Raw genomic sequence first — 10461 nt, forward strand, 5'->3', positions numbered from 1 at the left:
ATGCCGTCATGAGACCGTCGGAAGTGCTGGAAAAGAACCGGGAAATCATCAGGGAGATCGTTGCCCGCCGGCAGGTCTCCAACCCGCGGGTCTATGGTTCCGTGCTGCGCGGGGAGGATCGGCCTGATAGTGATCTGGATATTCTGGTTGACCCTTCGCCAACGACCTCACTCTTCACGCTTGGTGGACTCCAGGGAGATCTGGAGGAAGCACTCGGCGTCACGGTTGATGTGAAGGTGCCAGGGGATTTTCCGCCGAAAGTGCGCGAGCGTATTGTCGCGGAAGCAGCCGCGATATGAGTGTGGAGCGCCTCGAAGCCTATCTCGATCGAATGGTTGTCACGGGAAGCAAGGCCGTGCGCTATGTCGCGGGCATGGAGCGGGACGCGTTCGTCCGTGATGAAATCAAACAGGACGCCGTCATCGCGAATATCATGGCGATCGGCGAATGCGCGACCAAAATCATGGAGCGTTTTCCGGACTTTGTTGTCGAGCATCCGGAGATCCCTTGGAGGGATATCCGGAACATGTGCAATCGGATTGCTCATCAGTATTTTGACCTTGATGTCGATACCGTCTGGATGACTGTAGATCGGATGATTCCCGAACTCCTCTCCCAGCTCGATTCCCTCCGCAACTGGCGGGCGCAGGGCGAGTGAGGCCCGGTTTATACTCCTGCTTTTCTCTCCTTCGTGCCTTGCCTATATTGACTGCATCGTAAGAGATATCGTCATGAGACCGTCGGAAGTGCTGGAAAAGAACCGCGAGGCGATCCGCGAAGCGACGAAACGCTTCAACGCGGCAAACCCGCGCGTCTTCGGTTCGGTGGCGCGGGGAGAGGATCGACCGGACAGCGACCTCGATATCCTCGTGGATGCGCTTCCGGGAACGACATTGTTCGATCTGGGCGGCTTGCAAGATACGCTGGAAACGCTCCTGCGAGTGAAAGTCGATCTCGTGACGTCGGGGGGCATACGGAAATCCATGCGCGAGCGGATCCTGTCGGAAGCCAGAGCCATATGAGTGCGGACCGTTTGAGAGCATATCTCGATCAGATGCGATCCGCCGCGCTTCAGGCATGTGATTTCGTGGCCGGCATGGAACTGGAGACATTTCTCTCCGATGCCCGCACGCAGATGGCGGTGGGCATGGCGCTGGTTCTGATTGGCGAAAACGCTTCAAGGATCATCGCTCATCATCCTGATTTCGTCGCGGACCATCCGGAAATTCCATGGTCGAAGATAAAGGGCATGCGTAATTTCGTGGTTCATGACTACTATGAGTTGGAACTCCCTGTCGTCTTCGACACCGTGAAGCTCTCTTTGCCGGCGCTGGTTTCCCAATTCGACTTGATTCGCCAGTGGCGTGTGCAGGGCGAATGATTGCAAGTGTACGATTGAAGGCGAATGACGTGACCGACCATCTTGAGATACAGCCCCTTACCAAAGCTGCGTTCGCCCCCTTCGGCGACGTGATCGAGCCCGATCCTTCGACCATGCGGCTGATCAACAATGGCACCACGGAACGTTTCCATGCGTTGGCGGCGCCCGAAGCTGCGGGAGAGGGCGCGCGCGTCATCCTCAGCATTTTCCGTGGTCAGCCGCGCAGCTTCCCCTATGCGATCACCATGATGGAGCGGCATCCATTCGGCAGCCAGAGCTTTTCGCCGCTTTCGGACAGGCCGTTCCTCGTTGCCGTTTCGGAAGATATCGATGGAAAGCCGGGCAGGCCGAAGGTGTTTCTCGCCAGGGTCGGGCAGGGCGTGAACTACCGGATCAATGTCTGGCACCATCCGCTGATGGCGCTCGACGCGGTCAGCGATTTCCTGGTGGCGGACCGTGACGGTCCCGGCAACAATCTGGAAGAGTTCTTTTTCGACGCCCCTTTCCTCGTTGCGGAGCCCAGCCTATGACCGGCCTCACCACCCATGTGCTCGACACGGCGAGCGGCACGCCTGCCGAGGGATTGACGATCGATCTCTACCGGCTGGCGGGCGACAGACGCGAGAAGATCAGGACGGTGACGACCAATTCCGACGGTCGTGTCGACGGCGGGCCGCTCCTGATCGGTGAGACTTTTGTCGCCGGCGAATACGAGCTTGTGTTTCACGCAGGCGATTATCTTCGCGCTGGCGGCGCGAAGCTTACCGAACCTGCCTTCCTCGACGTGATCCCGATCCGCTTCGGCATTTCCGATACGACGGCGCATTACCATGTGCCGCTGCTCCTGTCGCCCTACGGGTACTCGACCTATCGGGGAAGCTGATGCGCTTTGCCGCGATTGCCGACATTCATGGAAATTGCGCGGCGCTGCAGGCGGTGTTGGAGGATATTGCCGGGCTCGGCATCCGGGACATCGTCAACCTCGGCGATTGCTTCAGCGGTCCCCTGGAGGCAGACCGGGCCGGTGATCTCTTCCTGCTTCTGGATATGCACGCGGTGCAGACGGTTCGGGGCAATCATGACCGCTATCTCATCGAAACGCCGGCCGATGCTCTTGCGTCTTCGGATGCCCATGCGCACGCTCAGCTTGCGCCGCGCCATCTCGATTGGCTGCGCAAGCTGCCGTTCAGTACCATCTACCTAGACGAGATTTTCCTCTGCCATGCGACGCCGCAGGATGACAATGTCTATTGGCTGGAACAGGTGTCGCCGGCAGGCCATGTCTTTCTGAAACCGCTCGAAGAGATCGAGGCCTTGGCCGACGGCATTGAGCAGCCGCTGATCCTGTGTGGTCACAGCCATATTCCGCGCGCCGTGCAACTCTCGGACGGGCGCCTGATCGTCAATCCCGGCAGCGTCGGCTGCCCGGCCTATGACGACGACAAGCCGTTCCTTCACAAGGTGGAGACAGGCCATGCCATGGCCTCCTATGCCGTCCTGGAAAAGACGCCCGCCGGCGACTGGGTGCCCGAGTTCCACAACGTACCGTATGACCATATGGCGATGTCGCGGCTTGCGGCGGAGAACGGCCGCTCCGACTGGGCCATGGCGCTTGCGACGGGAAGGGTCTGATCACTTCAAACCGCTGTGTTGCGCTCCATCTCGTGTCGCGCTGCCCTTGCGAGAAAACCAGAGCGCGAGAGGCCGCTCGCCTCTGCAAAGGTGTCGATCCGCTGAAGCACGTCTTCCGGCAGCGTGACATTGATACGTACGGCTTTGGCTGCCTGCGTCTTCAAGCTCACGAGAATCGCTACCCCGTCCCGATTGGCTGGATCGCTCATCACGCCCTCCAGGCTCGATGGTTCAGGGACCGCCTCGCCATCCTCAGCCATGCCCTCCACGTGGAATGCAAGCGCTTCTTCGGCCATCTGACGGGCCTCGTCCAAGGTCGAGCCTGCGGTTACGACGCCCGGGAAGTCCGGGAAGGAGACACCATAGTCACTTCCTGCTTCCTTGTGGATGAGGCCGATATAGTTGCTCATGGTTACCTCAGTTTCAGTCCCGCCTGTTTCTCGATACTGCGGAGCGTGCCGAGCGGGATGTCGCGCTTCGGATGAGGAAGGGTGACGCGTCCCGGCTTTTCCGGATGCTTGAACTGAACATGGCTGCCTTTCTGGGCCAGCTCGATCCAGCCCATCCTTGCACAGCAGCGCAATTACCTCAGCGCTTCTCAAGGCAAAATTATACACACTAATACACAATTTCAAGGTGCTTCTTGGCGTGCTGAAACCTTTCGGCAACCCTTGCTCCGGATACTTCTGTCCGATTCGACAGGAGAGATTCTGATGGCCCAATCGCGCGGAAAATCCGGTTCACGGCGCAAAGGCGGCAAGCGCGCGTCGAAAAGCTCAGGCTCGTCGCTCTGGCCGTGGCTGGCCGCCCTTCTCGTGGTCGGCGGCGGCATCGCGCTTTATGACAATTCGGCCGTGGCGCGACGGTTCGTCGCCAGCCTGACGTCCGGGAAACCCGTGCAAGTTGCTGCGAAGCCCGCATCGGCGCCCGCTAGGCCGGAGCCGCCGAAGCCAGCGGCATCAATCCCTCACCGGCCGGTGACATCGAAGCCGGCGATGTTGCCAGATGAAAACCATACGGCCGCCATCATTCCGCCGGCGCCGATCGGCAAGCCGACGGGAAGTGACGTGCCCAGAACGACCGAAGCACCGAAAACCGGCGAAGAGCTCGCCGGCGCCTATGAGGCGAAATTCTATCTCTGTGGCACGGCCAAACAAGACGATTGCGTCGTCTCCGCCGATCGTTTCGTCTTCCATGGACAGAAGGTCCGCCTCGTCGGCATCGAGGTGCCGGACATCAAGAAGCCGAACTGCGAGGAGGAGCGGATCAAGGCCAGCGATGCGGAACTGCGCGTGCGCGCCTTCCTCGATTCCGGGCCGTTCGAGCTTGTCACCTGGCAAGGCAATGACGCGGAGGTCGACGGCCACAAGCTGCGGCAGGTCACACGGAACGGCATTTCGCTCTCGGACATTCTCGTCCGAGAGGGCCTTGCACGCCGGCCGGGAACCAGGGGCGGATGGTGTCCGACCGGTCGCTCGTGACGCCGGCGATCAGAAAGGGACGTTCGCCAGAATACTGCGGTCGACAGTCTGGATGTCCCGCTTGCCGCAAAGCGCCATGGTGATATCCAACTCGTTGCGGATGACATTGAGCGCGGTCGTGACCCCGTCCTTGCCCATGGCGCCGAGACCATAGAGGAAGGGACGGCCTATATAGGTGCCCCGTGCGCCAAGCGCCACGGCTTTCAGGACGTCCTGGCCCGAGCGGATGCCGCCGTCCACGTGGACTTCGATCCGGTCGCCGACGGCATCGATGATCTTCGGCAACATGCTGATCGAGGAGGGAGCGCCGTCGAGCTGGCGGCCGCCATGGTTGGAGACGATGATCGCGTCCGCGCCGGTGTCGGCTGCGGCGCGCGCATCCTCTTCATCCAGAATGCCCTTGATGATCAGCTTGCCGCCCCACAGGTCCTTGATCCAGCGGATGTCGTCCCAGGAGAGCTTTGGATCGAACTGTTCGGCCGTCCAGGCACCGAGCGAGGAGAGGTCGGAGACGTTGCTTGCATGGCCGACGATATTGCCGAATCCGCGGCGCTTGGTGCCGAGCATTTCCAGGCACCATTGCGGGCGGGTGGCAAGCTGCATGAAGCTCTTCAGCGTCCATTTCGGCGGCGCCGACAGGCCGTTGCGCAGATCCTTGTGGCGTTGGCCGAGAATCTGCAGGTCGGCGGTAACGACCAGTGCAGAGCACTTTGCGGCCTTGGCGCGGCCGATCAGCCGCTCCACGAAGCCGCGGTCCTTCATCACATAGAGCTGAAACCAGAACGGCTTGGACGTCACGGAAGCAACATCTTCGATCGAGCAAATGCTCATCGTCGAAAGCGTGAACGGAACGCCAAATTCCTCCGCGGCCTTCGCAGCCAGCATTTCACCGTCGGCATGCTGCATGCCGGTCATGCCGGTCGGGGCCAGTGCCACGGGCATCATTGCCTTTTCGCCGATCATCGTGGTTTCGAGCGTACGGTTGGTCATGTCGACCAGCACGCGCTGGCGCAGCTTGATCTTTGCAAAGTCGTCCTCGTTGGCCCGGTACGTGCTCTCTGTCCAGGCGCCGCTGTCCGCATAATCGAAGAACATTTTCGGCACACGACGCCGGGCCAGGATTTTCAGGTCTGCGATGGTCAGCGGTTTGGACATGGTTTGAACTTCCTCCGGAATGTTCCGGAGGACTATCACATCCGAGGCCCATCGCCAGCGGAAACATCAGCTTGATACCGGATTTCCAACCTTTGCAGCGGCCTGTTTCAGTTGCGCATGACCCAGCGGATCGCCGCGACGACGGCAAAGCCCGTCAGCGGCCAGATTGCCCAGAAAGTTCCCTGCCATGACAGGAGGTTAATGCCGACGAGGCCGATGCCGATGATCGCCAGGCTTGTCATGTACCGGTCAAAGCGGTCCTGCAGCCGCGCCATGATCACACCGGCGGTGACGGCGAGGGCGAGGATCGGCCAGGCGGCCCAGAAGACGCCTTGCCAGGTGAGTGCGTTGACGATGACCAGGACTGCCGCGGCGATGGGGAAAATGCTGAGACGCTTGCGGACCTTCGACGGTGACGTGGTTGGCCGCGGTCCGTGATCGATTGCGGCGGCGGCAGTTTGCCAGGCGGCGGATGCCGGCTGCGCCGCTGCTTCGCCGATGCGGATGGAGTAGCTCGGGATCGCTTCCGAGACATTCTTCACCGTCAGCGGGCCGAGAAAATCGAAGCCGACCGGCACCTTGTTGCGGACCTGATCATAGACGGTGCTGGAAATGACGATGCCGCCGGCTGGCGCGGAAGCCTGCAGGCGGGCTGCGATATTGACGCCATCGCCATAGATGTCCGTCCCCTCGAGGATAACGTCGCCGAGATTGATGCCGATGCGGAAAAGCATCTGTTCCGCAGCCGGTTTCGCGGCATTGAAGCCCGCAAGCTCCGTCTGCACGTCGACTGCGGTGCGCACTGCCTCGACCACGCTCGGAAAGTCGGCAATCAACCCGTCGCCCCAGGTATTGACGATGCGGCCGCCATGGGCCGCGATCAGGCCGGACATGGCATCGCGGTAGCGCTTCAGCGTCGCCAGCGTGCCTTCCTCATCGGAACCCATCAGGCGAGTGTAGTCCTGCACGTCGGCGGAGAAGATGGTTGTCAACTTGCGCTGCGTCTCACTCATGCTTTCTCCGCATCACATGGGCACTCCGCGTGCCGTCAGAGCGCCGTCTTCATCGCATTGCCTGCCACATAAGTCTCTATCACGGCGCGGTCGTCGCCCATGGTCTGGAGCAGGAAAAGTTCTTCCGGTAGGGTCTTCACCGTTTCCATCCGCAGCTTCATCGCCGGCGTCGCGGCGGCGTCCAGCACGATGAGGTCGGCTGTCGTGCCGGGCTCCAGCGTGCCGATATCTCCCACCATGGACAGCGCTTCGGCATTGCCGCGGGTCATCAGGTAGAAGCTTTCCAGCGGATTGAGGCGTTCGCCAAGCAGCTGCTGGATCTTGTAAGCCTCGTCCATCGTTCGCAGCATCGAATAGCTCGACCCGCCGCCGATATCGGTCGCCACCGCCACGCGCACCGGCTTTTCGCGCCGCATCAGCGCCTTCATGGGAAAGAGGCCGGAGCCGAGGAAGAGGTTCGAGGTCGGGCAGTGGACCGCCACCGCGCCGGCCTCAGACAGCGCATCCGCTTCGCGCTCGGAGAGGTGGATCGCATGGCCGAGCAGCGTTTTCGGCCCAAGCAATCCGTAATGGGCGTAGACGTCCGTATAGTCCTTCGCCTGCGGATAGAGTTCCAGGGTATAGCGAATCTCGTCGTGGTTCTCGGAAAGATGCGTCTGGATGTGAAGGTCCGGAAATTCTTCGGCCAGCGCCTGCGCCGCTCTCATCTGTGCCGGCGTCGAGGTGATCGCGAAACGCGGCGTGATCGCCACGTGGTTTCGCCCCTTGCCGTGCCATTCGGCGATCACAGCCCGAGTCTCGTCATAACCCATCTCGGGCGTGTCGAGCAGGCCCTGAGGGGCGTTGCGGTCCATCATCACCTTGCCGCCGACCATGCACATGCCGCGCTTCAACGCTTCAGCGAAGAAGGCGTCCGCTGAGGTTTTATGGACCGAGCAATAGGCGACGGCCGTCGTCGTGCCATGGCGGATGAGCTCATCGTAGAAATGGGTTGCGATCCGTGCCGCGTGGTCGGTTTCCACGAACCGGCACTCCTCCGGAAACGTATAGGTGTTCAGCCATTCGAGCAGGTTTGCGGCGTAGGAGGCGATCACCTGCATCTGCGGAAAATGCAGGTGCATGTCGATGAAACCCGGCAGGATGAGATGCGGCCGGTGGTCGATCTCCTCGATGCCTTCAGGTGCCCTGGACCTCACCGCAGCATAGTCGCCGAAGGCTGCAATCCTGCCATCCGCGACCAACAGGGCGCCGTCGTGCTCATATGCATAGCTCTCCGTGTCGGTGAGGCTGAGCGGTGCCCGCTTGAAGGAGATGAGCCGCCCGCGGATCAGCTTATCGGTCATTCGGATATCGCGCTTTCGTACCAGGCCGTGATGAGCTTCCGCTCCTCCGGCGAAATATCGGTGACATTGCCGGGCGGCATGGCGTGGCTCCGGCCTGCCTGGATATAGATTTCTCGTGCGTGGGCGGCAATCTCCCGGTCGGTTTCAAGCTTCACGGATTTCGGCGTGAAATTGATACCCTCCCAGACAGGTTCGGCCGCATGACACATGGAACATCGCGCCTGCACGACATCGCGGGCAGCACCGAAATGGGCATTGGACGCAAATCTCTGTTCCATGGATGTCATGGGGGGCGTCATCGAAGTTTCCGTCTCGCCGGTCAGCACCTTCGGCACGGTCGAGAGCCAGATGATTGCGATGAAGAGGATCACCGTCACCAGCCAGGTCCAGGTCGGCTTGCCCTTCCGTGCATGGGTCGTGTTGAACCAGTGCCTTATCGTCACGCCCATCAGGAAGACGAGTGCCGCGATCACCCAGTTGAATGCCGTCGCAAAGGCCAGCGGATAGTGGTTCGACAGCATGAAGAAGATGACGGGCAGCGTCAGGTAGTTGTTGTGGAGCGAGCGCTGCTTGGCGATCACGCCGTATTTCGGATCGGGCGTGCGGCCGGCGATCAGGTCCGCCACCACTACCTTCTGGTTCGGGATGATGATGAAGAAGACGTTGGCTGACATGATCGTCGCCGTGAAGGCGCCGAGATGCAGGAAGGCGGCCCGGCCGGAGAAGACCTGCGTATAGCCCCAGGCCATGGCGACCAGCGCCACATAAAGCACCGCCATCAGGCCCCAGGTGTTCTTCCCGATCGGTGATTTGCAGAGCTGGTCATAGATGATCCAGCCGACCGCCAGCGATGCCAGCGAAATGACGATCGCCTGCCAGGGCGCGAGATCCATCACCGTCCGGTCGATCAGGAAGAGGTCGGCGCCGCCGTAATAGACGATGCAGAGCATCAGGAAGCCGGAGAGCCAGGTGAAGTAGCTCTCGTATTTGAACCAGGTCAGGTGCTCGGGCATCTCGGCCGGCGCCACCAGATATTTCTGGACGTGGTAGAAGCCACCGCCATGCACCTGCCATTCCTCGCCATGCACGCCCGCCGGCAGATGCGGCCGCTTCACGAGCCCGAGATCGAGTGCGATGAAATAGAAGGAGGAGCCGATCCAGGCGATCCCCGTGATGACGTGAAACCAGCGGGCGGCGAAACTCAGCCATTCCCAGGCGACGGCATATTCATACATTCAGTCTTCCCCTTTTTGCCCCCCGACTCGTCACTTTGCGAGAAAAATGGGTGAGAGGGAAGCGATTATCGCCCGGAACTTTTTGTTTCATAGCGGAACTTGACAGGGCGAATAGGAGTTCATCGCGCACGCCCTCAGAAGTTCACAATTGTCGAATGTACTAAATTGTGCATTGCAAAATTTGGGGGTTAGCCGGCTAAGGCGACTCACGTAACTTAGCGGATGCAAGTCAACCGGCGGTGTCCGGGTATTGCGTGAAGGGCTCTCGCCGGGGATGGCATTCATCAACGGAGACTAAGCTCATGCGTGGTATTCTGATGGGTATGGTGATTGCGTTTGTGTCTTGTGTATATGCCGGATCGGCAGCAGCCCACGAGGCGCATAGCCCGAAGGGCGTGACTTGGAAATATGACGGATTCTGCTGCAACGGGGACAATATGACCGGCGATTGCCAGATGATTTCGACCAAGAACGTCAAGATCATCAAGGGTGGTTATGAAATCTCTCTCGGGCCGGGCGACCACCGGCTGATCACCCGGCCGCATCATTTCATGCTGCCTCAGAGCCAGGCGCGCCGCAGCCAGGATGAAGAATATCACCTCTGCCTCTATCCGACCGAGGACACGTTACGGTGCTTCTATGCGCCCGACATGAGTTACTGAAAGGGCGAATTTGCGGGTGTGACGCGGTTTGCACCCGGAAATTGCGCTGGAGAAAAACTGACCGCTAGTCCCTGAAGGTCGGCATGGTCTTTCGCATGAAATCGCGGAAGGCGCGGATTTTCCGGGAGTTCCTGCGGGTTTGCGGATAAACGAGCCAGTAGTCGGTTCCGTCATCACTCAACAGATCGAACGGCTGGATCAGTCTGCCGAGCGCTACATCGTCGGTGTAGAATTCAGGTTTGAGAATGGCGACGCCATGGCCGGCGATCGCTGCTGCCGCCTCGAAAGCCTGCGCGCCGAACTTGCTGCTGGGACGGCCGCCGAGATCGACATCCGGCATGCCAGCCGCCGTAAACCAGATGCGCCACCAGGGATCGCCGGGATCGATGATCCTGAGCTTCAGCAGATCCTCTGGCGTCCTTACCCCTCCGATCGTCGCCGCAAGCTCCGGGCTCAGCATCGGCGTGAAATGGCTCTTCATCAGGGAATGCGACCTCAGGCCCGGCCAATCGCCCTTGCCGGTGCGGATTGCAACGTCGGCTTCGGTTCTCGCGAAATC

At 60.5% G+C, this 10461-nt stretch carries 15 protein-coding genes and 1 pseudogene; 9 read left to right on the forward strand and 7 right to left on the reverse strand.

What is annotated here, in order from left to right; genetic code table 11:
- The first annotated feature begins 8 nt into the window (after positions 1–8).
- From ABK249_RS08805 to ABK249_RS08835, 7 genes are all read left to right on the forward strand, one after another.
- The gene (locus ABK249_RS08805) at positions 9–299 is read left to right on the forward strand and encodes a nucleotidyltransferase family protein (RefSeq protein WP_348862612.1); all 291 of its coding nucleotides are present in this window, start codon (positions 9–11) and stop codon (positions 297–299) included.
- Between the two features lie 2 nt (positions 300–301).
- A complete protein-coding gene (locus ABK249_RS08810; RefSeq protein WP_348862613.1) occupies positions 302–658 on the forward strand; it encodes a HepT-like ribonuclease domain-containing protein in 357 nt (118 codons plus the stop codon).
- A 73-nt stretch (positions 659–731) separates the two neighbouring features.
- Entirely contained in the window at positions 732–1022 is a 291-nt protein-coding gene (locus ABK249_RS08815; RefSeq protein ID WP_227703343.1) for a nucleotidyltransferase family protein, read from the forward strand.
- The gene (locus ABK249_RS08820) at positions 1019–1381 is read left to right on the forward strand and encodes a HepT-like ribonuclease domain-containing protein (RefSeq protein WP_227703342.1); all 363 of its coding nucleotides are present in this window, start codon (positions 1019–1021) and stop codon (positions 1379–1381) included. Before ABK249_RS08815 ends, ABK249_RS08820 begins: the two co-directional genes overlap by 4 nt.
- Entirely contained in the window at positions 1378–1911 is a 534-nt protein-coding gene (locus ABK249_RS08825; protein ID WP_415926429.1) for an ureidoglycolate lyase, read from the forward strand. Before ABK249_RS08820 ends, ABK249_RS08825 begins: the two co-directional genes overlap by 4 nt.
- Positions 1908–2264, forward strand: a complete 357-nt coding sequence (uraH, locus tag ABK249_RS08830) for a hydroxyisourate hydrolase (protein WP_348862615.1) — start codon at positions 1908–1910, stop codon at positions 2262–2264. The genes ABK249_RS08825 and uraH overlap by 4 nt, the downstream gene beginning before the upstream one ends.
- The gene (locus tag ABK249_RS08835) at positions 2264–3013 is read left to right on the forward strand and encodes a metallophosphoesterase family protein (RefSeq protein WP_348862616.1); all 750 of its coding nucleotides are present in this window, start codon (positions 2264–2266) and stop codon (positions 3011–3013) included. Before uraH ends, ABK249_RS08835 begins: the two co-directional genes overlap by 1 nt.
- 5 nt (positions 3014–3018) lie before the next feature.
- Here ABK249_RS08835 and ABK249_RS08840 read toward each other — a convergent pair whose 3' ends face one another.
- Positions 3019–3423, reverse strand: coding sequence for a type II toxin-antitoxin system HicB family antitoxin (locus tag ABK249_RS08840; RefSeq protein WP_037148223.1), 405 nt, complete (start codon positions 3421–3423; stop codon positions 3019–3021).
- 2 nt (positions 3424–3425) lie between these two features.
- A pseudogene (locus tag ABK249_RS08845) lies at positions 3426–3615 on the reverse strand (type II toxin-antitoxin system HicA family toxin).
- A 111-nt stretch (positions 3616–3726) separates the two neighbouring features.
- On the opposite strand from ABK249_RS08845, the gene ABK249_RS08850 reads away from it, so the two are divergent.
- Positions 3727–4494 (forward strand): hypothetical protein, encoded by a 768-nt coding sequence (locus tag ABK249_RS08850; RefSeq protein ID WP_348862617.1) that lies wholly within the window; start codon positions 3727–3729, stop codon positions 4492–4494.
- Between the two features lie 9 nt (positions 4495–4503).
- Here ABK249_RS08850 and ABK249_RS08855 read toward each other — a convergent pair whose 3' ends face one another.
- The 4 genes from ABK249_RS08855 to puuD form a co-directional block, all read right to left on the reverse strand.
- Positions 4504–5649, reverse strand: coding sequence for an alpha-hydroxy acid oxidase (locus ABK249_RS08855; RefSeq protein WP_348862618.1), 1146 nt, complete (start codon positions 5647–5649; stop codon positions 4504–4506).
- A 107-nt stretch (positions 5650–5756) separates the two neighbouring features.
- A complete protein-coding gene (locus tag ABK249_RS08860; protein WP_227703334.1) occupies positions 5757–6662 on the reverse strand; it encodes an adenylate/guanylate cyclase domain-containing protein in 906 nt (301 codons plus the stop codon).
- A gap of 35 nt (positions 6663–6697) precedes the next feature.
- Positions 6698–8005: a guanine deaminase gene (gene guaD, locus ABK249_RS08865; RefSeq protein WP_348862619.1), complete on the reverse strand. Its 1308-nt coding sequence runs from the start codon at positions 8003–8005 to the stop codon at positions 6698–6700.
- Positions 8002–9240: a urate hydroxylase PuuD gene (gene puuD, locus ABK249_RS08870; RefSeq protein ID WP_348862620.1), complete on the reverse strand. Its 1239-nt coding sequence runs from the start codon at positions 9238–9240 to the stop codon at positions 8002–8004. Before puuD ends, guaD begins: the two co-directional genes overlap by 4 nt.
- Positions 9241–9542: 302 nt before the next feature.
- On the opposite strand from puuD, the gene ABK249_RS08875 reads away from it, so the two are divergent.
- A complete protein-coding gene (locus ABK249_RS08875; protein WP_210054219.1) occupies positions 9543–9902 on the forward strand; it encodes a hypothetical protein in 360 nt (119 codons plus the stop codon).
- 64 nt (positions 9903–9966) lie between these two features.
- On the opposite strand, the gene ABK249_RS08880 is transcribed toward ABK249_RS08875, so the two are convergent.
- Positions 9967–10461 (reverse strand): LysR substrate-binding domain-containing protein (locus ABK249_RS08880; RefSeq protein ID WP_348862621.1); only part of this gene is annotated, 495 nt, incomplete at its 5' end.

This window comes from Neorhizobium phenanthreniclasticum (assembly GCF_040066075.1).
GTDB classification, from domain to species: Bacteria; Pseudomonadota; Alphaproteobacteria; order Rhizobiales; family Rhizobiaceae; genus Neorhizobium; species Neorhizobium petrolearium.

What these genes read in the sequence shown, in the direction of transcription:
- uraH (WP_348862615.1), top strand. Translation starts at nt 1,908, where the DNA reads ATGACCGGCCTCACCACCCATGTGCTCGACACGGCGAGCGGCACGCCT.
- ABK249_RS08815 (WP_227703343.1), top strand. Translation starts at nt 732, where the DNA reads ATGAGACCGTCGGAAGTGCTGGAAAAGAACCGCGAGGCGATCCGCGAA.
- ABK249_RS08840 (WP_037148223.1), bottom strand. Translation starts at nt 3,423, where the DNA reads ATGAGCAACTATATCGGCCTCATCCACAAGGAAGCAGGAAGTGACTAT.
- puuD (WP_348862620.1), bottom strand. Translation starts at nt 9,240, where the DNA reads ATGTATGAATATGCCGTCGCCTGGGAATGGCTGAGTTTCGCCGCCCGC.
- ABK249_RS08850 (WP_348862617.1), top strand. Translation starts at nt 3,727, where the DNA reads ATGGCCCAATCGCGCGGAAAATCCGGTTCACGGCGCAAAGGCGGCAAG.
- ABK249_RS08875 (WP_210054219.1), top strand. Translation starts at nt 9,543, where the DNA reads ATGCGTGGTATTCTGATGGGTATGGTGATTGCGTTTGTGTCTTGTGTA.
- ABK249_RS08855 (WP_348862618.1), bottom strand. Translation starts at nt 5,649, where the DNA reads ATGTCCAAACCGCTGACCATCGCAGACCTGAAAATCCTGGCCCGGCGT.
- ABK249_RS08860 (WP_227703334.1), bottom strand. Translation starts at nt 6,662, where the DNA reads ATGAGTGAGACGCAGCGCAAGTTGACAACCATCTTCTCCGCCGACGTG.
- guaD (WP_348862619.1), bottom strand. Translation starts at nt 8,005, where the DNA reads ATGACCGATAAGCTGATCCGCGGGCGGCTCATCTCCTTCAAGCGGGCA.
- ABK249_RS08825 (WP_415926429.1), top strand. Translation starts at nt 1,378, where the DNA reads ATGATTGCAAGTGTACGATTGAAGGCGAATGACGTGACCGACCATCTT.
- ABK249_RS08820 (WP_227703342.1), top strand. Translation starts at nt 1,019, where the DNA reads ATGAGTGCGGACCGTTTGAGAGCATATCTCGATCAGATGCGATCCGCC.
- ABK249_RS08835 (WP_348862616.1), top strand. Translation starts at nt 2,264, where the DNA reads ATGCGCTTTGCCGCGATTGCCGACATTCATGGAAATTGCGCGGCGCTG.
- ABK249_RS08805 (WP_348862612.1), top strand. Translation starts at nt 9, where the DNA reads ATGAGACCGTCGGAAGTGCTGGAAAAGAACCGGGAAATCATCAGGGAG.